The sequence below is a fragment of the Calidithermus roseus genome (assembly GCF_003574095.1).
Classification (GTDB): Bacteria; Deinococcota; Deinococci; order Deinococcales; family Thermaceae; genus Calidithermus; species Calidithermus roseus.
Genome location: NZ_QWLA01000001.1, coordinates 115,283 through 139,075, shown reverse-complemented (window position 1 = coordinate 139,075; position 23,793 = coordinate 115,283). Strand labels below are relative to the sequence as shown.

The window sequence follows — 23,793 nt, the reverse complement described above, 5'->3', positions numbered from 1 at the left end:
TAGCTGAGCCATGCTTCCCAAAGAACTCGCCGGCTACGACAGCTACGCCCAGTGGCTTCGCAACATCGAAGGCTACGCGGGCCAGCTGGGCTTCGTGCGCTTGCTGGGGGCTGACCCGCCGAGGAAGGTGGACTACGCGGGCGAGTTCGCGGGGGTGCTCGAGGCGCTGGGCCTGAAGCCCTTCGCCCACCAGGCCGAGGCCCTGGAGGCTCTAGGCGGGGGATCCGTCGTGCTGGCGACCTCGACCGCCTCGGGCAAGAGCCTGGTGTTTCAGGTGCCGGTGCTGAGGGCGCTGCTCGAAGGGGATACGGCCATCCTGATGTACCCCACCAAGGCCCTGGCCCACGACCAGTTGGGCCGCCTGCGGGCCATGGGCGAGGCGCTGGAGCTTACCGAGCGCATCTTCCCCTACGACGGCGACACCCAGGACAAAGAGCGCCGATTGGCGAGGTCTCGAGGACTGGCGATTCTGACCAACCCCGACATGCTGCACTTTGGCCTGCTGCCGCGCCACGCGGAGTGGGCCGAGTTCCTCAGCCGGTTACGCTACGTGGTCATCGACGAGTTGCACGCCTATCGGGGCGTCTTCGGCACCCACACCGCGCTCATCCTGCGGCGGCTGCTGCGCCTCGCCCGACACTACGGGGCCAACCCTCAGGTGATCGCCGCCAGCGCCACCATCGCCAACCCCGACGAGCACGCTGAGAACCTGACCGGCCAGCCTGTCCGGGCGGTGCGGGCCAACGTGGCGAGGGCCGAGCGGGAGTTTGTGGTGTGGACCCCTAAGGCCCTGGACAAGGAGGGCCGAACCCGGCGCAGCCCCAACATCGAGGCAGCACTCCTGGCCCGCCACACCGCCGAGAGCGGCATCAGGGCGCTGGTGTTCACCAACGCTCGGCGCACCGCCGAGCTGGTAGCCCGCTACGCCGCGCACGAGGCGGTCAAGCCCTACCGCGCGGGCTACACCGCTAAGGAGCGCCGCGCCCTCGAGCAGGGCCTCAAGGGCGGGGAAATCCGGGTGCTGGTGAGCACCAGTGCGCTCGAGCTGGGCCTGGACATCGGGGAGTTGGACGCGGTGTTTTTGCTGGGCTATCCCGGCTCCTTGAGCGCTTTCTGGCAGCGGGCCGGGCGGGCCGGGCGAGGCAGCCGCCGCGCTTTGGTGGTCTGGATTCCCCGCGAGGATCCCCTGGACGAGTACTTCCGCGAGCGCCCCGAGTTGCTTCTGGGCAGCCCGCCCGAGTCGGCGGTGGCCGACCCCGCCAACCCCGTGCTCTACCCCCTGCACCTGCACTGCGCCGCTCGGGAGTTGCCCATCGAGCCCAGCGAGCCCCTCTATCTGCCCTGGCTGGCGAACGGGCTGCTCGAGAAGCACGGCAGGCTCTACACCCCCCGGCGCAATCCCCACCGCGACCTCATCCTGCGCGGGCTGGGCACCACCTTCACCCTCAAGGACAACCAGGGTCACACCCTGGGCACCCTCGACGAGCGGCAGGCTTACTGGGAGGCCCATCCCGGCGCGGTCTACTTGCACCAGGGCGAGAGCTACCTGGTGCGCAACCTCGACGTGGAGAAGCGCGAGATCGTGCTGCTGCCGGGCCTGGAGGACTACTACACCCAGCCCCGCGCCCAGACTGACATCGAGGTGCTAAGCGGCGAGGAGCTGTTGCCGGGGGTCTGGATAGGGCCGGTGATCCTGCGCGAGCGGGTGACGGGCTACGTCAAGAAGCGCTTCGTGAGCGAGACCGTGCTGGAAGAAGTCATGCTGACGATGCCCGAGCTGAGCTTCCAGACCGAGGCGGTGTGGTTCCACCCTCTGGCCGAGACCGCCGTCCACCCCGCCCCCCTGCCCGGCGAGCCCGACCGCATCACCGGGCGCTGGCCTGACGAGGCGGGCATGTCGGAGGCGCTGGTGCCCTCGGCCATCCACGCCCTCGAGCACACCATGATCGGCCTGCTGCCCCTGTTTGTGCTGGCCGAGCGGGCCGACGTGGGCGGGGTGAGCTACCCCTTCTACCCGCGCCCACTGGCCTCGGGCGCGGGGCCCACCGTCTTCATCTACGACGGCTACCCCGGCGGGGTGGGCTACGCGCGGGCCGCAGCGCGGCAGTTCCCGGCCTGGATCAGAGCCACGCGGGACCTGCTGGAGCGTTGCCCCTGCGAGGGCGGCTGCCCGCGCTGCGTGCTCTCGCCCAAGTGCGGCAACGGCAACCAGTACCTCGACAAAGCCGCCGCCCTCTGGCTGGCCGAGGCGCTGGTCACCCGCTACGACCGACCACGAAAGCCCAACTGAATTGCCAGGGCAATTCGCCTGTGGCTGTGGGGCTTGTTTTGTGCAATTCATTGTGCGACCATTTGCACATGGCCACCAACCTGCAAATCGACCCCGATCTCATTCGAGAGGCACTCGAGCTGGGGGGTATCAAACCAAGCGGGCCGTCGTAGAGCAAGCGCTGCGTGAATATGTTCAGCGTCGAAAACAGCTCAAGATTGTCGAGCTGTTCGGTACGATCGAATACGACGATGACTATGACTACAAGGAGCAGCGCCGGAGAAAATGAAGGTCATCGTCGATACTTCGGTATGGTCACGATTTTCAGCCGACAATTACCGGTGGTGCTGGCTGAGCCATGAGGGGCCGGGCGTAGAATTGCCCTTGTATGCACCCTCTGGTGGCCCGCATCGCCTACGACCTCAGCGCCGACCCTCACGTGCGCGGCATCCTGCTCACCGGCTCGCACGCGCGGAGCGACGCCACGCAGGAGTCGGACCTCGACTTCTGGGTGCTGCTGGGAGGCGTGCTCGAGCGCCCCTTCCGCTCGCAGACGCTGGACGGGAAGTGGGTAGAGTACCACTACCGCAACCTGGTGCAAGCCCGCGAACTCATGCGCAAGAACCCCGTGGAGCTCTACAGCCACCTCGACGGCAAGGCGCTCTATGACCCCGACGGCAAGCTGGAGGAACTGCGGGCCGAGGCCCAAGCCCTCTTTGCCGCCTACCGCCTGCCCGCCGAGGAACGCCGAGCGCTCAGCCAATGGCTGCAAAGCAGCCAGCGCAAGCTCGAGGCCGCCCTGCGGAACAAGGACGAGTTCCGGACAGCCTACTTGGCCAGCACCAACGCCTGGAGGATCCTCGAGGGGCTGTGGGCTACCCACGACAAGCCGATGCCCCCCAGCGGCGCGGTCTGGGCCCACCTGCGCGACCTGCACCTCGACGAGGCCCACAAGCTAGCACTGCGCAACCTGTTCACGGCGGGAGCGCTCGAGCGGGGCCAGGCCGCGCTGAGTCTCATCGGGTGGGTGCTGGAGAGGTTGGAGGCGAGCTGAGGGAACGGGTGAGGGGGCGTTTGGCTAGCGACCATCGGCCTCCCCTAAACTGTCAAACATGGGCCTGCCATCGCTCAACGAACCCATCGCCGCCATTGCCACCCCGCCGGGCAAGGGGGCCGTCGGCATCGTGCGGCTTTCAGGGGTGGGGGCGCTCGAGATCGCCCAGAAGGTCTGGCGAGGACGCGACCTGCGGGGGATGGAAGGAGGCCGCTTCACCCTGGGCCTGATCCTGCACCCCGAAAGCCGCGAGGTGCTCGACGAGGCTCTGGCGCTGGTGTTCCGCGCGCCCAGCTCCTACACTGGCCAGGATGCCGTGGAATTTCAGACCCATGGCTCACCCGCGGTGCTGCGGCAGGTCCTCCAGGCCCTTCTGAGGGCCGGAGCCCGCCCCGCCCAGCCGGGGGAGTTCACCCTGCGGGCCTACCTCAACGGACGCATGGACCTGGCTCAGGCCGAGTCGGTGCTGGCGCTGGTGGAGTCGGAGTCGGACGCGGCCCGGCGTCAGGCCCTGCGCGGGCTTTCCAAGGAACTCTCCGCACGCATCGAGGGGATGGCGCAGGAGTTGCTCGACCTGCTGGCGCACATTCAAGCCCTGCTGGACTACCCCGAAGAAGGGGTCGAAGCGCACGAAGCCCGAAAGATCCTCGAGCACGTCCTCTTCGAGGTCGAACACCTCCTCGCCACCGCGCCTGCTGGGCGCATTGCCCAGAAGGGTGCGCGGCTGGCCTTAGTAGGCGCTCCCAACGCCGGAAAGTCCAGCCTGCTCAATGCGCTTGTGGGCTACGAGCGGGCCATCGTAACCCCCATCCCCGGCACCACGCGGGACTACCTCGAGGCCCCCCTCGAGATCGCCGGGGTACCCATCGTGGCTATAGACACCGCAGGGCTGCGCCAAACCGACGACGTAGTGGAGCGAAGCGGCGTGGAGCGCGCCCTGAACATCGCCCAGGAAGCCGACCTGGTGCTCTACCTGGCCGACCAAAGCCAACCCAGGGCCGATCCGCCGGAACTGCTCGCCCAGCTACCCCAGGAGCGGGTCATCCGCCTGGCGACCAAGGCCGACCTGCCTCCGGCCTGGCACGACCCCGCCTTTTTGCCGGTTTCCGGCCTCACGGGAACGGGGATGCCCGCTTTGCTCGAGGCCATCCACCGGCGGCTGTTGGGCGAGGCCCCCGAGGGCGAGATCTGGATCAGCAACGAACGCCACGCCCAGGCCCTCACCGAGGCCAAAGAGCACCTGCTGGACGCGCTCGCCGCCCCCGAGGACCTGATGGGGCTCTCCATCCAGGCCGCGCTCGAGGCCCTCAACCACATCCTGGGCAAGGACGTGCCGGAAGAGGTCATCGACCGGGTGTTTCGCAACTTCTGCGTGGGCAAATGACTATAGCCAATAGCCGATAGACGGGTTCGGTGCGGGAGGTCTCAGAATCGAATCTGCAAGCCGATGCCGAAGCGGTTATCGGTCTGTCCACCCTGCTGCTCGGAGCGCAGCGAGAGGTCGAGGCCGAAGTTAGGGGTGAAGAGGTAGCCCAGGCCGAAGTTGAGGTTGGGGTAGGCTGAGCCCAGGTTGTCCAGACCGAAGCGGATGCGCAGGCCGTCGAGCTGGTATTCGGCCAGGAAGTTGACCCGGAACTGGAAATCGACCTGGGTCTGGAGGTAGAGCTCAGGGGTGATGTACTTGCCGAAGGTGAGGGTGGTTTCCTCGAAGCGTTCCCCATCGCCCAGCCCCCGCACCGTCACCACCACCCGGTCCAGGCCCAGCGCCTGGGCAAGCTGGCCTTCGATCTGGCCCACCAGGAAGTTGGTCAGGGCTACCCCCGCCGAGGTTGCCAGGTTCTGCACGTCGGTCTGGGCGTCGATGCGGCCAAAGATCAGCACGCCGGCAATTTCCGCCAGGGTCAGCGGGCGGTTTTCCTCGGGGTGGGTGGCGCTGAAGGTGGGCTCGAGCCTGGCCTTGATGCGCCCGTCCTCGCGCACGAAGTGGCTCTTCAAGAGCGCGGTGACCTCGACGTTGCCGCGCTCGGTGGGCACCTTGGTCTGGGCTACCAGGGTCACGTCGGGCAGGATGCCCTTGTCGGGGCTGAAGACCGCTTCACTGGTGGTGTCCTGGTAGCTGCTCAGGATGGTGAAGTTGCGGTCCCACAGACGGATGTTGCCCTGCAAGGGCACCACGCTCCCGGTGAGGTAGGGGTTGCCCAGCGGGCCGTTGAGGTATACATCCCCGGCCAGCTCGCCGTTGAGCAGGGGCTCCTGGATCAGCACGCCCCGGCTGGCCATCACCTGCAGGTTGACGAACTCCACCGGCGAGCGGGTGGCGGTGCTCGAGGCCTGGTCGGTCGTGGCAGGGATGGAAACCTCAGTCTCGCCCGGCGGCAGACCCAACTCGGCCCGCAGCACCTCGATGGTGCCGTTGAGCTTGTAGACCCCCTGTTCCTGCTGGATGTTGACCCCGGCGTAGACCTGACCGCTCTTGAGGAAGTAGCGGGGGTAGGAAACCGGAAGCTCCCCTACCAGCGCCCCGGCCAGGTTGGGGAACAGCGAGAGGTAAAGCCGCGCGCTCTGGTTGGGCATCTCGGCGTTGATGGTGTAACCGGGGTAGCCAAAGGTCAGGGTGAAAGGCTGGTTGGGCGGCAGCAGTGGGAGGTTGGCCTGGCCCTTGGCGTTGATGGTGAAGTTGGAGAGGCTGCCCGAGCCCGACAAGTCGGCCTCGGCGGGGTAGGGAGCGGTGAGCTTGAGCCTTCCCTCGGCCTGGGCGGTTTCACCAATGCGCAGCCGGGCGCGAGGGGTCTCGGCGGCGACTGGCCCCAGCTTGAACTTGAAGTTCTCCAGGTCCAGGCTAAGCTCCTGGCCACGAACGGTGAGCAGCACCGTGCCGCTGCCCTCGGGCACGTAGGGACGCAGTTGGGGGACCACCTGGAGCACTGGGGTAAAGGTGGTGTCTTCCAACCTCAGCTCGAAGTCGCTGCCCCGGCGGCCCAAGTAACCCTGACCCCGCCAGCTCCCTGCTCCATCGAGCTGGAGCCGTTCGACATAGAAGCGTTCACCGGCGAAGCGGAACACCGCCTGACCTTGCAGGGATTCTTTGCTGCTGCTGAAGTGCAGCGCCTGGCCGATCAGGCTGCCCTGGCTCTTCCAGAAGTCCTTGAGGTTGTAGCGCAGGTTGGCCTCACCGGTCCAGGTAGCCTCGCCGTCGAGGGTTCCGGCCCACGCCGAGACCAGCCAGTGCAGGGGGAAGGCCGAAGCCCTGACCCGGACATCGAGTTCGTCGCCCACCCGGCGCACGCTGGCCCGGCTGTTGCCCAGCTCGAACTCACCCTCCACCCCTCCGCCCTGGTAGCGGGCGGTGAGCTTGAGCGGCAGGCCCCGGCGCTCTTGGCGGGTCTTGCGCTCGAGGCTGTCGATGTCGAGGGGGTCTTTCTCACTACGCACCTCGAGGCCCTGGCTCTGCAGCACCACCTCGAGCTGGTCGGGCCGGTAGCTGGCCCGCCCCGTGATGCGGCCCCGCAGGAAGGGCACCCGGTCGCTGAGCAGGGGCAACTCCTCGATCAGCACCTCTTTCAGGGTGGCCTGGGCCACCGGACCCTCCCGACCCAGGCTGGCCTCGAGGTCGATCTCCCCTGAAGTGCCCACCATGCTGCCCTTAGCCCGCAACTCTTGCTGAGCCTGCAGGTCGAGCTTCAGCCGCGCCGAGATGGGCTCCAACGGCAGGTCCAGGCCCAGCCCGCCCTTCCAACCCGCGTCGGCTCCGCCATAGGCCAGGTTGCCGCGAAGCCACCGCCCTTCGGCCTCCAGACGCCCCTCGGCTCCCTTACCCCGCGCCCTGAGCACCTCTTCCCCCTGGACCGCGCGGTAATCCAGTTGCCACTCCCCGCCCAGGCTCACGCTGCCCTCCAGCCTCCCCTGCTTCCAGGGGAGCCACTCGGTAGCCCCGTGCTGGCCGCTGAGGGCCACTTTGTCTCCATTCCCCTCCAGGCGCAGCTCGAGACCGTAAAGCGCCGCCTCGAGCTGACCGCTCAGGCGGCTGTGGCGGTACTCGAGCAACCCCTCCCCCAGCCCCGGAGCCATGAGCTCCACGGCGAAGTCCTCCAGGCCCAGCACGGCACGCAACTGCCCCTCGCCCAGAGGATAGCTGGCGATCACCGACCGCTCCTGCCCCTCGAAACTCACCCCCCACTGCCGCAGGCGTCCGGTAGCCCGGCGCGTCGCCAGATCGACCTCGAGGCCCGGCGCGCCGCTGGTGCTCAGGCGCAGGCGGGGGTACTCCAGGCTGGCCGTGAGTCCCAGGGCCCTGGCCTGCACTGTGGGGATGGGCTTTTCCCCGCTGAGGGTGAGGGTGCCTTCGCGCAGCCTCAACTCCCCGCTCCAACCCTGGCCGTAGGCCACCTGGCCGGCCAGGTCGCCCTGCAGGGTGGCCTCGAGTTGGCCTGTCGTATAGCTCCCCTGCACCTTCCCGCTGCGCCCCAGGGCCTTCCAACCCAGGTCGAAGCCCAGCCTGCTCCAGGGGCCTTCCACCTCGCCGTCCAGCGTTACCTCGCCGTAGCTGAAACCCTGAAGCCTGCCCTCGAGACCCGCCGGGGAAACACGGGCACTCAGCCCTGCACCCTGGGCGAGAAGCTGCCGATCCTGCGAGCGCAGCTCGAGAGTCTTGCCATAAAGCGACCAGCGGCCCTGCAGCCATTGTCCGGGGTAAACCCCACGGGCTTCCAGCTCACCCAGGCCCTTCGGCAACTCGCCGTCGTAGCTCCAGCGAGCACTCAGCGCTCCCAGGTCGAGGGTGCCGCGCAGGGGTGCGATGGGTTCCAGACCCTGCACCTCCACCTGTTGGCCCCGCCCCACCAGCCGTACCGCGCCCCACTCCGGCAAGCTCAGCCTGGCCTCACCCTCGACCTCGCGCTGCGCCGGGCGAGCCCGGAGGCGGGCCTCGAGGCCGAAGAGGCCCTGGAGATCGCCGTCGATCTGCACGGTGGGGTTGGCCGAGTAGCCACCCAGCAGCTCGGCGCTCAGCTCCCCCCGCCAGCCCTCGCGGCCCTCCAGGCGCACGGTGCCCCGCTCCAGGTCGGCCTCGCCCACCAGCCGACCGTGGGGGATAGGGAGGTCTACGTCCAGGAGCCCGCTGGGCCGGTTGCCTTCCAGCCGCACCTGACCCCTCAGATAGGGACCCTTGAGTTCGGCCTGGAGCTGTTTGTCATAGCGCAGGGCGAATTGCTGGCTCCGGTAGCTGCCCTCGAGGCTGGCCTGCAGGCCCAGCGGCCTGAGCTGCCCCCTGGCCTCCAGGCCCTCTCCACTCAGCTTGAGCGGCAAAACAAGGCTTTCGAGTGGGCCCTCCCCCTGACTATGCACCCGCACGGGAAGCCCGGTGAAGGGCCCGAGGTCGGTGTCGAGCCGCACCCCCACTACCCCGGCTCGGTAGCTCAGGCTGACCCCAGAGCCCTGGGCCTCGAGCCAGGGCTGGCCCTGGTAGCCAAAGCCCAACCTGATCGCTGCCCCCTCGCCCAGCACCTGCCCGGTGCCCTCCGCCTCGGGGTGACTCAGGGTGCCTGCGAGCCTGGCGCTGGCCTCGAGCCGGGCCCGGCCAAAAGCCTTCTGGTAGCGCAAATTGCCCGAGAGTCGGCCCTCCAGGTCGCTCCTGGCGTCCACCGCCACCCCGAAGACCTCACCTCTGGCCTCGAGGCCCTCCCCCAAGCCCTCCAGCACCAACGCGGCCTGCTCGGCCCTGATGCCGAGGGCCCCGGAGATGGCCCGGCCAGTGTAGAGCAGGTCTCCGTCGAGGGCGAAGCGGCGCTGGAGAGCCTCGAGTTCGGCCTGCCCACTCAAGCGGGCTTGCTCCAGCCTGGCTCCCACTCCGGCGGCCACCAGCCGTAGGGTCGCCCCCGACCAACTGGCGCTCCAGCGGCTTCCCTCGCCCTCAACCTCCAGCGTACCGGGCTGCTTGAGGTACTGCCTGGGCTCGAGCCCCCCCCTCAGGCGGTAGCGGGTGCCCTCGGTGGCGAAGCCCAAGTCGGCCTGGGCCCAGTCGCTGTGCAGACGCAGACGGCCCTGGCTGGTCTGGGCCCGCACGTCGAGGGCGGCCTGGCCCCGAAGGTCGCCCCAGGGGCCGTGGGCCTCGAGGTCCAGGCTAGGCCGCTCCCGACTGCCCGCCGCCCGGACCTCCAGTTCCCAGCCCTGGCGGCTGTAGCGCAGTTCTCCCGAGGGCACCGGGAGCACCTGAACGCTGCCGCGCAGGTCGCCCAGCCCCTCCAGCACCATCTGAGAGTCGGTGGGCAGGCGAAGCCTGGCCCCCAGCGCCTGCTCGGGTAGGAAGGCCGTGAGCTGCCTGTCCTGGTAGTCCAGCCGCACCCGCCGATCCCAGGCCACCAGTTCCCCGCTGGCCTGCCCGGTGGCGTCCAGCCCAATCTCGCCCTTAAGGCGGCCCCGGATGGGCTGGTCGAAGAGCTTGGCCAGGGGGGCGGTCTCGAGGTCGAAATTCACCCGCCCCTGACGCAGGGTAGCCTGCCCCTCGGGGAGGGTCAGCTGGGCCCGCAACCCCTCGAGGCTGGGCTGGTCGAGCTGGGCCGACAGGCGCAGCGGGACTCCGGCGAAGTGCCCCGCCAACTCGGCTTTGAGGTCGGTGGACTCCCCGCTCAGCTCGCCGGTCAGCAACCCCTGCCGGCCCAGCGCAGCGTAAGACCAGCGCAGGTGGCCCTGGTACTTCAGTCCCTGGCCCCGCAGTTGCAGCGGGCCCTCCAGGCTCCAGGTCTGGCGACGCACGTCGGCGCTCAGGCTCCACTGGGCGGGCTCGAGGTAGGGCAGCGCATAGTCGCCCGAACCCCGCGCCTGGAGATTGCTCCAGGGGCCTTCCAGGCGCAGCGTGCCGCTGAGGTGGGGGATGGCCAGCCTGGCTTCGGCGCTCAGACCGCGGGCATCGGCAAAAGCCCGCAGCGTGCCCCAGCGAGTGTCGCCGCTCAGGGACAGCCGCCCCAGCAGGCTCGAGCCCTGGGCGCTGAGCTGGCCGTAGGGAGTGTCCAGCCGCAGGCTGCCACCCCGTTCGCCCCAGGTGCCCTCGAGCTTCCCCGGCACCCCCAGCGGCTGGAGGTCGTAGCCCTTGGCCTCCAACCGCAGGCGCAGTTCCCTGGCGTAAGCCCCGTCCAGCACCAGCTTTCCCCGCTGGAAATTGCCCCTGTAGCTGAGGTTGGCCCCCTGACCCCAAACGCGCAGCTCGCCGCCCAGCCGGCTCGAGTCCAGCCGGCCCGAATAGGCCGCCCGGAACAGGTCGGCGCTTCCCGCCAGGCCCACCTGGCCCAGCAAGGGCACCTCGAACCCGCCCCGCACCTGCAGGGCTTTCCAGGCTCCGCGCCCCTGCACCTCGCCCCAGGGGTGCCGCAGGCGCAGGCTGCCCTGCTCGAGGTCGCCCTGGGCGCTGAGGATAGAGTCCTGCCCGGCGATCTCCACCGGCAGGGCCAGCGCGAAGGGGAACTTCCCGCCTAGCTGCACCCGTCCCTCGCCGATGCGGGCTTCCTTCAAGTCAAGGCGAACCGGCACCTGGACCACCTTGAGGGGACCGAAGTCGGGCAGGGTCAGGCGGCCCTGAAGGGCAGTGCCGGGCCAGAGGGGGCCGGAGAGCCGAGCATAGCCGCTGGTGTCGGCCCACAGGCTCCTGCCGCGCCCCTCGAGCCGGGCCTCGAGCCAGGGGGTGGCGACCTGGGCGGTTCCACCGAAGAGCCCACCCTGGTAGGTGAGGTCGGCCTTGGCCTGGATGAACCCCAGCTTCAGCGGCCCCTGTACCCGCATCCCGTCGCTCCCCGCCCGGATTTGTAAGGTGTCCAGGCTAGCCCGTACCCCCCGCCCGTCGGCCATGCCCTGCAAGGGGAGGCTGCCCAGCGGGGTGCGTACCTCGCCGCTGTAGCGCGTGCCCAAGCCCTCGAGCACCCCCGCCACCTCGGCCCAGTCGCCCAGCAGGCGCCAGTCCCCCGAGAACTGGTTTCGGGCGTAGCGAACCTCGCCGCTCAGGACGAAGTCGGTCCCCAGCCGCAGGGGCAGGCGGCTGACGCTGAGGTCGAGCACCCCTTCGGCGAACTGCCCGCTGGCGTAGTCGTTGGAGAAGCGCCACACCCGCCCTTCCTGGCGCACCGCCAGGGGAAAGCGGGTGTAGTCGGAGTCGTAGAGCAAGTCGGCGCTGAAGCGCCCACCTTTGAGGCTGCCCTTGCCGCTGAGGCTGCCCACGAGCAGCTCGAGGCGCCCCAAATCCAACGCCAGGTTGTCCCAGCTACCCGACAACCCCACCTGGCCCAGCCACCCCTGCACCCGGTTGCCGTCCCCCGTGAGGCGGCCCGAGAGGTCGAAGGGCCTGGCGATTGGCGGCAGGTTGACCGGTCTGGACAGCACCTCGGCGCTCCAGCGGCTCCCCTGGCTGCGGAAGCTCACCCCGGCTTCGCCCAGCAGGGGCTTGGGCAGGGTGAGCCGCCCCTGGCCCCGCGTGGCGTTGCCCTGCCCGGTGAGTTGCAGCAGGCTGCCCAGGCTGTCCTTGAGGTCCACGGTGTAGTCCTGGCCCACCAGCTTGACCCCCGCCACGTAGGTACGGTCGAAGAAGCGCCCCTGGATGGCGGCGTCGAGGCGAAAGACCTTGTCGAAGCCCAAGGTGCCCTTGTAGCTCAGCGGCTCGTTCACCAGGCGGCCCTGGCCCTCGTACTCACCGGTGATGACCAGACTCTCCCAACCCCGGCCCTCCAGCACCAAAGGCCCGCCCCCCTCCACCGGCAGCACCAACCCGTAGCTCCTGGCCAGCTCGGCCAGCTTAGGGCGGCCCTGCACGCGGAAGCTGTAGTTCTGGGCGTCGATGTCCACCGTGGCATCGCCCACCACCGGAGCGCCCAGGGCTGAGCCGGTGAGGTTGGCGGTGACGACGTTGTGCTTGAAGTCCACCGGACCGGAGATGTGGGTGATGGTCAGGCCCACGATGCTGGCCTGGGCATCCTCGAGCCGGCTGTGGCCTTCGATGCCCCGTGGCGAAAGGGTCCAGCGGGTCTGGAAGCTTCCGCCCTCGAGGCCGGAGTACCAGTAGCTCAGCGCCCGCACCTCGCCCTCAGCCCGCACCTCCCAGGCCTCGAACTCCCGCCCGGTGCGGCGCAGTTGCCCGCGGGCCGAGCCCGCGGGCAAGGTGGCAGTGAAGGTATAGGTCGGACCGTCGCCCCGAATGACGATCTTCAGCGGTGGCAGAGCCAGCTTCTTGGCCTCATCGAAGCCAACTTCGACCCCCTCGAGCTTGAGCTCGTCCACCTTGAGCTTGATCTGGGGCTCGGCAGCGGGGGGCTGAGGTCGGAAGACCTCCTCCCAATCCAGCAGGGCCTTGCCGTTTTTGAGGCGAACGCGGATGGGTAGCTCACGGCGGAACAGGCCGGTAAGCCCGTACTCGAGCTGGATTCGCTCCCCTTCGAGCTTGATGCCCGGCTTCTGAAGCCGCACCCCGCGCACCTCGAGTCCGGTAAGGAGATAGCCCCCGGTTCCCCTCCACTCGCCCTGAAAACCCGCCGCTTTGAGGATTTCGCCCAGCACCAGCGATTGCACAGGAGGCAAGGCCGGAAACAGCACGATTCCCAAAAGAAAAAGGGCCGGAATCAAACGCCAAAGGCGCAGTCCCCTCCGCTTCCTGGCTTGTTCCGTACGCTTCTCGACCACCCTTCTCCAACTTTCAGCGATTTGTTCGGCTGGCGTTGCTCCCGCCGGAGAACCCAACGCTCATGATAGCCAATTTCTTCTGTGTGCTACGTGAACGCAGATTGTAGGGAAGTTATAGGCGCATTTGTCAAAGTCCCAGGCAAGACCTTAGGCTGACCTCATGACCCGTATTGTGGCCCTGGTCAGCGGAAACGTACAGGGCGTAGGCTACCGAGCCTTCGCCCAGCGCAAAGCCCAGGAACTCGGCCTGAGCGGTTACGCCGAAAACCTCCGCGATGGCCGGGTGGAAGTCGTAGCCGAAGGCCCCAAGGAAGACCTCGAGCAGTTCCTGCGCTTCCTGCGCCAAGGCCCTCGCCTCGCCAGAGTCGAGCAGGTCGAGGTGCAGTGGAGCGAAGCCACGGGGCTCAGGGGGTTTCTGACGTATTGAGTAGGGGGTCGTACGCCAAACGCAAGATGTAGGAGCTGTACCCTGCTCTCCAGGGGCAAAACCTCAGTTAGGGTATGAAATCCGGCACGTAGCCCGTTTGCGCCCAGACTGCCGGGCGCATACCCTTGGCGATGAGCTTTTCCGCGATGGCCTGCTTGAGTTCGGGCAAACCGGCCCCGCTCAGTGCCGAGACCACAAGCCCACCCAGGCGCTCACGCAGGAACTCGAGGTCATACCCACCGGCCCGGTCGGCCTTGGAGAGCACCAGAACCCTAGGCACTTCCACCTCGAGCTCCGCCAGGATTTGCTCGACCACCGCATAGCGCTCGAGAGCTCCCTCCTGCGAGGCGTCCAAGACGTGCACGAGCACGTCGGCGTCGCGGAGTTCCTCCAGCGTCGAGCGGAAGGCTTCGACCAGCTCGTCGGGCATGTGGCGGATGAAGCCGACGGTGTCGGTGTAGAGCACCTCGCCCAAATTGGGCAGGAAGCCCCGGCGGGTGAGGGGGCGCAGGGTGGCAAAGAGCTTGTTCTCGCCCGGCTCGCCCTTCTTGGCCAGGGCTTGCATCAGCGTGGTCTTGCCCGCATTGGTGTAACCCACCACCGAAACGACGGGCAGCCCGGCCCGCTCGCGCTGACGCCGGGTCTCCTGGCGGCGACCTGAGATCTCCCGCAGCTTGCGGGTGAGTTCGGCAATGCGGTCTTGCAGGCGGCGGCGGTCGACCTCGAGCTTGGTCTCGCCCGGCCCACGGGTGCCGATACCACCCCCCAGGCGCGAGAGGTCCTTGCCATGACCCACCAGGCGGGGCAAGAGGTACTTGAGCTGGGCCAGCTCGACCTGCACCTTGGCCTCGGGGGTGCGCGCGTGTTGGGCGAAGATGTCGAGGATGAGCTGGGTGCGGTCGAGCACCTTGAGGCTGGTGGCCGCCTCCAGCTCGCGGGCCTGCGCGGGGGAAAGCTCGAGGCCGAAGATCAGGGTGGCGGCATTCTCGTGGTAGGCCTTGCTCTGCAAGTCCTCGATCTTGCCACGGCCCACCACGTAGCGCGCATCGAGCACCGGACGGTAGACGAGCTCCTTGTGGGCCACAATGGCCCCAGCGGTGCGGGCCAGCTCAGCCAACTCGGCCAGATCGACCTCGGCCTGGGTGCCCTCGCCCCGGTCCACGCCCACCAAAATCGCGCGTTCCCCCGAGCCGTCCTGCAGGTCGAGCACCCGCGCCTGGCGCGAGAGCTCTTCCTCCAGCGCGCTCACCGCCCCCCCGAGGTCCCACTCGAGGTACTCGTGGTAGGGCCTGGAGGGCAGGATCTGCCAGTCCTCCTGCTCGGCTTTGGGCGGGGAGAGCTGGGCAAGGTGCAGCACGCGGGGCTGGCCGCCCTCGACCTCGAGCGCGGCGATCACGTCGAGACGGTGCAGGAACAAGGTGGACAGGTCGGGGCGCGAAAGGCCCCCACCGCCCAGGTGGGTGTGTACGAGGCGATACCCCGAGAGCCGGGTCTCGACGTAGGCCCGCTCGGGGATGGGCACCTCCTTGGCATCCCCCACTGCCACCCGGATCACGTGCCCGCTACGGTCGAAGAGCAGGCTGATCGGCTTCTCGAGCTCCCCCGAAAGCCCCGCCAGGGTGCCCGCGAGTTCTGCCGTCAGGAGGCGATCCGCCGGAACCCGACGCCGGTAAAGGTTGGCTAGCCGCTTCTTTTCGCTGGGTTTGAGACCGTTGGTTCTGCCGAAAATTTGCTCCATTAGCTGGTGGCTCGAGTATAGCACCGCGACCCGGTCTCACCTGGACCTACCGCACGTTCAGAGGTCTACCGTCCCAGCCACGACAGCTCACTCCACGATCCCCGCGTCGATCATGCGCAGGTAGGAGAAGAACAGGTTGGACTGGTCGTCGAAGTTCTGCACGAACTTGACCACCGTCTCGCGGGTCACGCCGGTGAGCTCGAGATCGGTCTCGAGCAAGGGGTCACCGTCGTCGTCGAGGTAGGCCTTGGAGAAGCGGTAGCGCTTGTTCCACTGGTTCATGTGCTTGAGTTCGATCTTGCTGAATCCCGAGAACCCCGCCCGCAACTGCAGGCTGCGCAGGGGGTCGTCACCGTAGGTAATCAGGCGGGCTTTGAGGCCAGTGGGGTAGGTGATGCTGAAGAGGTCTTCCTCGATCCGCTCGGCCTGGATGCCGGGCAACTCGAGCAAAAGCCGCAGGGTTTCGGCGTTGAGGGAGAGGATTTCGCTTTCCACCGCCCTATCCTACCGTGGAAGCTTGGCCATGAGGGGAGCTTGCTGATTTTGGTTTTCAGGTGCGGTATACCCGGCGTTCAGCCTCGATGGCCTGGAGCACCTCCTGGATGTCCTTGGTGAGGGCGCGAACCTCCTCGAGGTCGGAGGCAGCCCTGAGTTGGGCCTTGAGCTTGTCCAGGCGCATCTCGTAGTAGACCTCGCGCAGCCGGGCCATGCTGGTTTGCAGGGTGTGCTCGAGGTCCTGCGGAGCTTCCTCGGGACGCTTCATCAGGGCATCGAAGAGCCGGTCGCCCTCGCCACGCTCCTGGAAGTGCCGGATCACCCTGGCCTTGTTCTGGCCGTTCTTGACCACCGCCATGAAGTCGGACAGCAGGCTGCCCTCGGGGGGCCAGGTATGGTCCTCGACGTACTGGCACCAGCCCACGAACTCGGAATCGGGGACCGAGTACAGCAGCGAAATCACGTCCAGCTCACGCAACAAGCGTTTTTCCGAGAGGTCGGGGCGGGAGAGGCCCAGCGCGGTAGTCGGGTTGGGGGTGAGGGTGCGGCGGCTGGTCGGTCGGGCGGCGCGGCTGCGGATGTAATCGTCGATGACGCGCGGCTCGAGGTGCAGCCGGCTCATCAGCACCTCCTTGAGCGCACTCACCACCTTGTCCAGCGGGTCGGGGGAAACGAGGCGCGGCAACAGGGCGTCGAGCACCTGCTGCTTGCCCTGGGGGGTTTGCAGGTTGACCCCCCGCGCGGCGATCTGGAAGCGGAACTCCACCTCGCTGAGGGCGTTTTGCAAGGCCAAGGCATAGCGCTGGGCTCCGTCTTCAAGAAGCAGCAGGTCGCCGGGGTCTTTGCCGCCTTCCAGGCCCACGGAGTAAACCAGAAAGCTCTTGACGATCTCCAGCTCGAGGCTCTGCAGCGTGGCCTTGCGCCCGGCCTCGTCGGCGTCGAAGGAGAGGTAGAGTTCGCGCACCTCCAGACGCTTGAGCAGGTGGGCCTGTTCGCTCGAGAGACTGCTGCCCAGCACCGCCACCGTCTCTGCGAAGCCCAACTGGTGCAGCGCGATGGCGTCGAAGAGCCCCTCCACCACGATCGCGCGGGCCTTCTCCCGGATGGCCTGGCGGGCCTGGGGGTAGCCGTAGAGCAGCAGGCTCTTCTTGAAGAGGCTGGTCTCGGGGGAGTTGAGGTATTTGGGGGTGTCCTCGGGGGCCAGGGCGCGGGCGGTAAAGGCCACGATGCGGCCCAAGCTGTCGAGGATGGGGAAAGTAACGCGGTTGCGAAAGCGGTCGAAGAAACGCCCGTCGCGCTCGGCCAGCACCCCGGCCTGACTGGCTTCCTCGGGGCTGACGCCCTTGTTCTGCAGGTAGCGCAGCAGGCCGTCCCAGCCCGCCGGGGCATAGCCCAGGCCGAATTTCTCTATGGACTCCTCGCTCAAGCCGCGCCCTTTGAGGTACTCCAGTCCAACGCCGGGGAGGTGGGAGCGGAAGTAGTCCTGGGCCAGGCTCAGCACCTCGTACAGCTCGCGCTTCTTGCCCTGGGACCTGAACTCAGGCAACTCGACGCCAGTCTCGCGGGCGAGGCGAAGGAGCGCCTCACGGAACTCGAGGCCCTCGATCTTCTGCAAGAAGGCGAAGAGGTCGCCCCCGGCCTTACAGCCGAAGCAGTAGAACAGGCCCTTGGCCTCGTCTACCTGGAAGGAGGGGGTCTTTTCCTGATGGAAGGGGCACAGCCCCTTGTACCGCCCCTTGCCCGCTGGCTTGAGCGCCACGTAACGGCCCACCAGCTCGGCGATGGGGAGCCGGGAGCGAATCTGCTCGACCGCTTGGGCGCTGTCAAAGTCCATAATGGCGACCCCGGATGGATCCAGGCGAGGAGGCGGTGTGGTTCGATCTTACCCCACCCCCGCGATGTCAGACCCCTATGATACGCCCAAAGCGCTCAGGCCGATGGGGGCGGGGCGGAACCCGCGTGCCAGAAGTGCCTGAGCCAGGCTCCGAGGATGCCATACCCCTCCACCGCACGCAGGGGCGAGGCGGGCACGGTTTCCCCCAGGCGACGCAGCAAGGCGGTGCGCCAGGCGTGGGAAAAAGCGTTGGATGGCTGGAATTGCAGCAGGTGCAGCACCTCGCGTCCCTGATTCAGCTCCAGTTGAACCCGCAGGAGCCGGGCCAGCTCGTGCAGGGCGGTGAAGCCTGTTTTGCCGGTGTGGTTCATCAGGTGTCGGGCGAGGTGCAGAGCACGGGTGGGGTTGTGCTCGCTGTGGTACAGGCCCAGCGTGAGCAGGCTGCGGTGATAGACCCAGGGGTTGGGGTGCCGCCTGGCCGCGACCAGGGCCGCCTTGAGGGCTTTGCGCGGGTCGAAGCCCAGGTGCCACGCCCGCATTCCCATGGCCAGTTGGATCAGGCCGTGGGTGTCGGGGTGGTCGTCGTAGCGCAGTCCCTGAGCCAGGCGCTCGAGCGCTCGGGTGTGCTCGTCGCCGGGGGCCAGGGCGTGGGCCAGGGCCAGGTGGGCCAGCAGCCAACCATCGCCGCTCTCGCTGCAAGCCCACTCACCCCACTGCACCGCCTCCTCGACGTAGCCAGTCTCGAGCAAGTAGCGCAGCCGCACCCCATAGGCCCTGGCTCGGGCAGCGGGAGGGGTGCCCTGGAGGTGACGGGCCATGAGCTCGAGGGTGGTGTAGGTCTGGCGGTAGAGGGCACTGTCCATCTGCAAGGCGGCCAGCTCGCACAGGCCCTCGAGTTGCAGGCCAGCCGGAAGTTCGGGGTTAGGGGTGAAACCCTGCAAGACCTGCAGGGCCTCGCCCGGACGGTAGCAACGCCACAGGGCCCGGGCCAGTTCCAGCCGCCCCAGGGCCTCGCGGTAGGGAGCGGGCTCGGGGGTCTGCAGATAGGCCTGGAGCCAGGGGATGGCCTCGGCATAGTTCTGCTGGCGCAGCGCAGCCTGACCCTGCCGCAAGCAGGCCAGGGGTTGGAGGTTCTGGGGGAGTTCGGCGGGGATGACCTGGGTCAGCTGGGGCATCAGGAGGGCTCTGGTCAGGATGGCCCGAGGCTCCTCGCACGAGGACGGGAAGATCGCCAGCGCCTCGTCCACCATTCCGCGCTCGAAGAGGGCTTCAGCTCGCAAAGCTTCGGCCAGGGGGTTGAGGGGGGCGTGGGGATTGAGCATCTCGCTGGCCTCGGCAAAACGTCCCAGGCTCAGCAGGCGTTCGGCCATCTCGAGCGCGGTGGTGGCCTGCAAGTTCCCCTCGGCCAGCCGCAAGGCCTCGCGGTAGGCCCCGAAGGCCCGGTCGTACTGCATCTCGGCCCAGGCCCGCTGGGCGGCAAGCCGCCAGAAACGGAAGGCCGAGAGACTGTCGCCAGCGGCCTCGAGGTGCCGCGCGCTCTCGAAGAGCCGACCCTTCTGCTGGTACCAGCGCGCCGCCTGCAGGTGCCAGTCCTTGGCCTGCTGTGCGCTGACGTGACCCAGCACCGCCTCACGCAGGAAGGGCACTGCGAACTCCAACCCCTGCTCGCCCATCTCCACGAAGCCCTCGGCCTCCAGACGCGAGAGGTCGATGTCGTCGCCCAGCACGAAGCGCACCAACTCGTTGGGAGTGCCGTCGCCCAGCACCGCCACGGCGTAGAGGGCTTGCCGCACCAGGCGGGGCAGGCTGTCGAGGCGGGGCTGGTAGAAGGGGGTGGGCTCAGGCTCGCCCTGGGGATGGGTGACCAAAGCTCGCAGCACCAGGGGAAAGCCCGCGCTCAGGCCCGCGAGGGTGAGTGAGCGCCGGGGCTCGAGCCCCGGTTGCCAGAGCTGCACCAGCCGCTGCGACTCCTGCAGGCTCAGGGGGGTGAGCTCGAGGATTTGCAGGTCGGGACCGCGCGACCAGCGGTTGCGGCGGGCGGTCATCACCAGCAACACCCGCCCCTCGGGGGCCTGGCGGGTGAACTCGAGGATGGCCGGCTCGGTGAAGTGCAGGTCTTCGAGCACCAACACCAGCGGCGACTGTTGGGAGAGCATCTCCAGCGCGGCCCGCCAGCCCTCGATGAGGTAGCGCTCGAGGTCGCCGGGCTCGAGGTCGGGCTGGTCAATGAGGCCCAGAGTGTAAGCCAGGGCCGCCTCGCTGGGCTCGTTGAGGTCCATACTCTGCACCCACTGGGCGAGGCTACCCTTGACGAAGGGCTCGAGGCCCTGCCGGATGGCCTGCCGCAGCGCGGTGCTGCTGCCCACCCTAGGCGCAATGAGCCCTCGCACCCCCTCGGGTAGGCTCCGCAGGAAGTGCTGTACCAGGTGAGTTTTGCCCACACCCATGGGACCGTGAATCACCACCCGGCGCGGCTGACCCTGCTGCACGGCCTCGAGGGCTGCTGCGAGTTGCTCGAGCTCGTACTCCCGCCCCACGATCTCGGGAGGCTCGGCGCGCAGGCCCAGATAGCTCAGCGGAGCCAGCGGCTCGGCGTAGCCCTTGAGCACCTGGGCCGGCATGGCCTCAACCTGAGCGCGGGGCACCAGCCGTATGGTCACCTCGTCGCACCACACCTCGCCGGGCGGAGCTGCCGCCGAGAGGCGCTGGGCCAGGTTGACTGCAGGACCCAGCACGGTCTGGTCGCCCGCCATGCCCCCACCCAGAGGGGTGCGCAGTACTAAGCCGCTCGCCACCCCCACCCGTGCGGGCAGGGGACTGGAGGTCACCATGCTGCGCGCGGCCTCCAGGGCGGCCTCGGCATCGTTGTCCTGGCTGCGCTGGGCACCGAATACCGCCAGAAGCCCATCCCCGAAAAACTTATCTACCGTGCCGCCCCGGTTGCGCACCTCCTGGGCAGCCTGCTGCAGCGCGCCGTCCACCGTGCGCCAGGTGTCCTCGAGCGGGTGAGCCAGCAAGTACTCGGTGAAGCGCGAGAGGTCGAAGAACAGCACCGTCACCCAGCGCCGCTCCTGGGTATAAGCCGGATGCAGCGGGGTGCCGCAACGCACGCAGAAATCCGCCTGCGGCGGATTGGGGTGAGCACAGCGGGGGCAGGTGCTGCTGGCCATGGCTAGGGTTACTAAGGTCGGAAGGCCATCAAAGGGGGAGCCAGCCGCACCGCTAAAGGCCCAAGCGGCAGAGGTTGGCTCGAGGCCAGCACGAAGAGCAGTTCGGGGTGGCCCACCGCGAACAGGTAGAACCCCCGCTCTAGCCCGCGCACTACCTGGCCGCGCAGCTCGTAGCGTCCACCTCCGAGGTGGCTGAAGCCGGTGGCTTCAGTGTCCTCGACGGCCTCCACCACGCCGTGCAGCAGCACCCGCAGGGGGCTGCGGGGAGTAGGGGTGAGCCCCCGGTCGAAGGTGTAGAGGATGCCCGCAGGGGTCAGCAGCTCGAGGATCGGACTCCCGACGGGCTCGGGGGCGATGGGCCACTCCTGGGCATAGGCCGAGAAGCGCTCCCAAAAGCCTTCAGCGCTATCCTCGAGGACCATTCCCCGCGACGACGGAAGCACGCTCATCGACCTCATGATACCTACTTCCTAAGAGAAGTCTCACTCTATGTTGAGGCTTTCTTAAGGAATGTATGAGGGCTTGTTAACCTCGGGGGTACGCCGAACACCGAACGCAAAACGCCAAACACTCATGGTGTGTTGCGCCCAGCGTTTGGCGTTTTACCTTCAGCCTAGAACCACGAGCCAAAGCGGAAGTAGAACTTGCCACCGGGGTTGTCGGGGCTGAAGCCGTATTCGACCCGGAAGGGAGGGAGCAAAGCACCCAGCACGTCGAGCTCGACCACCAAGCCCAGGCCGTAACCCAGCTTCAGCCCAAAAGCATCACCAGGGTTCCAGGCGCTGCCGAAATCGGTGAAGGCCACGGCGTAGATGTTGGTGCCGCCCCCTGGGCTCAGACCGAAGTCGTAGCGGTACTCCAGGCCCCCCGACACCAGGTAGATGCCGCCCAGGGTGCGGGGGTCATAGCCGCGCAGGGTGCTGACGTCGTCCACCGCCCCGCCCAGGTAGAAGCGCTGGCTCTCGGGCGGGTTGCCCAGCACGATGCCGGTTGAAAGCCGCAGGGCCAGGACCTGGCGGCCCACGTCGTCGAGGGCGAAGTAGGTCTTGCCGGTGATGGAGAAGGGGACGAAGGTCTTGGCCGACTCACCCTGGGTCGTGGAGATGCCGAAAGCGCTCTGGAGGTCGGCGCTGTAGCCCTGGGTGGGGAAGCGCGGGTTGTTGATTTGGCTGTAAGAGGCACTGCCCTCGAGGCGGAAGGTGCCATAGGGCTTTTCCAGCAGGGCACGGGCCTCGTCCTCGCTGAGGTTGGTGCAGTTGCTACTCGAAGCGTTCGGGTCGTCGCAGGACTGGGGGGCGTTGCCGGTCTCGAGCTTGGGGATCACGTACTCATAGCGCAGCCCCAGACCCAGCCGTAGATTCTGCAAGTCCTTGGAGAGGGGGCGGCTGATGCCAATGCGGAAGCCGGTCTTTCGCTCGGTGAATTCCCAGTAGGTCTTGCTGTTATTGGCGTCGAGCAGGGGGTTGTTGGGGCTGGGTACCGTGTAGATGGAGATACCCACCGAGGTGTTGACCTCCTTGAAGTCGGCGAAATCGGCGTAGAGCCAGGGAATCTGGTAGGAGAGGCTGAAGGACAGGGGATCCCCGGCGTCGTTCTGGCCGAAGGAGAGGTCCAGGCTGCCGTTGTGCAGCAGGCCCCACAGGTTGGTGTCGGCCAGGCGCAGGCTCCCCGACCAGCCCTCGAGGCTGCTCCAGCCTAAAGAGGGCAGGAATTGCAGCGTGCGGGCTTCCTTGAGCCCGAGCACGACGACGACCTTTTCGGGAGCCGAGCCCTGCTTGAGGCTGACCTGCGGCGGCTCGGCCAGGATGCCGCTGCGCACGATGCTCGTCAGGCCCGAGCGCAGGGCGGGAACGGAGTAGAGGCTGCCCGGCTGGGGCAGGTAGCGCAGGATGGTTTCGCGCTGGGTGCGAGGGTTCTCGCCCGCATTGATCTCGTAGCCCTCGATGCGGATTTCCTGGATGATCTGGGTGTAGACCCCATCCTGAAAGCGAATCTGCGGCTGGGCCACCAGCTCGTAACCGGCCTCGCGGTAGAGCGCCAGGATACGGCCAAAGTCCTCCTGGGCCAGCGCCGGGTTGTAGATGTCGCCGGGCTTGAGGCGGATGCGCTCGAGCAGCTTCTGGGTGGGGAAGGCCGTGTTGCCCTCGACGCGCACCTCTTTGATGGGCCCGTAGCGCTCGGCTCCCTGCCGCAGGGTGATGCGCACGCCAGTGGGAGTGAGCTCGAGCTGGGGTTCGATGCTGCGCTCGAGCTGGCGCGAAAGGGCATTGACCCCGTCGAGAAGCTTGTCGTAGTTGAAAGGATCGCCCGCCTTGAGGCCCAGACTGCTGACATCGAGGTCGCCGGCGCGGATTTCGGCTATCTTCAGCTCGCGCAGGGCCACCTTGAGCGTGCCTTCTTGCAACTGGGTTTGCTCATTGTCTACCCCGCTGCCCCGGTAGCCGGCGGCGTTGTAGAGCTGGTTGGCCTGGTTGACGGCGTCCATGTAGCGCTGGAAGTCGAAGCGGCCATCCTGGGGCACGCTGTTGAAGATGGCCTGCAGGCGCTCCCGCGAGACGTAGCTCACTTCGCCAAGCTCGACCTTCTTCAGCTCGGGATTCTCCTCGACGCCGAAGCTGAGCTTGATGCCCTTGCTGCCCTCCTCAGCCTTGACGCCCACGACCGGGAAGAAGGGGAAGCCCTGCTGGCGGTAGGCCTGGGCCAGCCCGTCGGCAGCCTCACGGGCTTTCTTGGGGTTGTAAGTGACTTCTGGGCCGATGGCGAACTGGGTCTCGAGGAAACGCACCAAAGTAGCCTGGGGGAATACCTTGCTTTCCACCGCTACGCTCTCGACGGGCGGGTTGGGCACGACTTCCACGATCAGCTTGTTGCCTTCGAGTCGCACCCTGGCGTCTTTGAAATACCCAGTGTCCAGCACGGCCTTGCGGGCAGCCTCGAGGTCGCCCGGCTCGTCCCCCACCCCGAAGGGCAGGGCAATGCGGGCCAGGGCTTGCAAAACCGTGTCCCCACCGCGGACTTCTACTTCCTCGATGGGAGCAGCCCAGGCCAGGCTCAGCAGCAAAAGAAAAAAAAGCCCCAGTTGCTTCATGGCGCAAAGATACCCGCACCATCTTAGCCCCTTGTGAGAGGGGAATTGAACTGCCGGTGGCCGA

At 67.5% G+C, this 23,793-nt stretch carries 12 protein-coding genes; 5 read left to right on the top strand and 7 right to left on the bottom strand.

Annotated elements, in window-relative coordinates; translation table 11 throughout:
- The first annotated feature begins 10 nt into the window (after positions 1-10).
- The 4 genes from Mrose_RS00570 (at position 11) to mnmE (ending at position 4,707) form a co-directional block, all read left to right on the top strand.
- On the top strand, positions 11-2,290 hold the full coding sequence (locus tag Mrose_RS00570) for a DEAD/DEAH box helicase (protein ID WP_119275486.1): 2,280 nt from the start codon (positions 11-13) through the stop codon (positions 2,288-2,290).
- Positions 2,291-2,330: 40 nt separating this feature from the next.
- Positions 2,331-2,558 carry a type II toxin-antitoxin system VapB family antitoxin gene (locus Mrose_RS19745; RefSeq protein WP_220452261.1) on the top strand — a complete coding sequence of 76 codons (228 nt, stop codon included), beginning with the start codon at positions 2,331-2,333 and terminating at the stop codon, positions 2,556-2,558.
- Positions 2,559-2,657: 99 nt separating this feature from the next.
- A complete protein-coding gene (locus Mrose_RS00560; protein WP_119275485.1) occupies positions 2,658-3,323 on the top strand; it encodes a nucleotidyltransferase domain-containing protein in 666 nt (221 codons plus the stop codon).
- A 58-nt stretch (positions 3,324-3,381) separates the two neighbouring features.
- Positions 3,382-4,707, top strand: coding sequence for a tRNA uridine-5-carboxymethylaminomethyl(34) synthesis GTPase MnmE (mnmE, locus tag Mrose_RS00555; protein ID WP_119275484.1), 1,326 nt, complete (start codon positions 3,382-3,384; stop codon positions 4,705-4,707).
- Positions 4,708-4,748: 41 nt separating this feature from the next.
- On the opposite strand, the gene Mrose_RS00550 is transcribed toward mnmE, so the two are convergent.
- Complete coding sequence (locus tag Mrose_RS00550) at positions 4,749-12,890, bottom strand: translocation/assembly module TamB domain-containing protein (RefSeq protein WP_147371539.1); 8,142 nt, start codon at positions 12,888-12,890, stop codon at positions 4,749-4,751.
- A 247-nt stretch (positions 12,891-13,137) separates the two neighbouring features.
- Here Mrose_RS00550 and Mrose_RS00545 point away from each other — a divergent pair, with 247 nt between their 5' ends.
- Positions 13,138-13,404, top strand: coding sequence for an acylphosphatase (locus Mrose_RS00545; RefSeq protein ID WP_119275482.1), 267 nt, complete (start codon positions 13,138-13,140; stop codon positions 13,402-13,404).
- Positions 13,405-13,471: 67 nt separating this feature from the next.
- Here Mrose_RS00545 and hflX read toward each other — a convergent pair whose 3' ends face one another.
- The 6 genes from hflX to Mrose_RS00515 all read right to left on the bottom strand — a co-directional run bounded on the left by hflX (position 13,472) and on the right by Mrose_RS00515 (position 23,729).
- Complete coding sequence (hflX, locus tag Mrose_RS00540) at positions 13,472-15,142, bottom strand: GTPase HflX (protein WP_119275481.1); 1,671 nt, start codon at positions 15,140-15,142, stop codon at positions 13,472-13,474.
- An 87-nt stretch (positions 15,143-15,229) separates the two neighbouring features.
- A complete protein-coding gene (locus Mrose_RS00535; protein ID WP_119275480.1) occupies positions 15,230-15,637 on the bottom strand; it encodes a YbjN domain-containing protein in 408 nt (135 codons plus the stop codon).
- Positions 15,638-15,692: 55 nt separating this feature from the next.
- Positions 15,693-17,471, bottom strand: coding sequence for a DNA primase (gene dnaG / locus Mrose_RS00530; RefSeq protein WP_119275479.1), 1,779 nt, complete (start codon positions 17,469-17,471; stop codon positions 15,693-15,695).
- 95 nt (positions 17,472-17,566) lie between these two features.
- Entirely contained in the window at positions 17,567-20,641 is a 3,075-nt protein-coding gene (locus Mrose_RS00525) for an AAA family ATPase (protein ID WP_119275478.1), read from the bottom strand.
- Between the two features lie 11 nt (positions 20,642-20,652).
- Positions 20,653-21,090 (bottom strand): hypothetical protein, encoded by a 438-nt coding sequence (locus tag Mrose_RS00520; RefSeq protein ID WP_245969370.1) that lies wholly within the window; start codon positions 21,088-21,090, stop codon positions 20,653-20,655.
- Between the two features lie 164 nt (positions 21,091-21,254).
- A complete protein-coding gene (locus Mrose_RS00515) occupies positions 21,255-23,729 on the bottom strand; it encodes a BamA/OMP85 family outer membrane protein (RefSeq protein ID WP_119275476.1) in 2,475 nt (824 codons plus the stop codon).
- Positions 23,730-23,793: the final 64 nt, after the last annotated feature.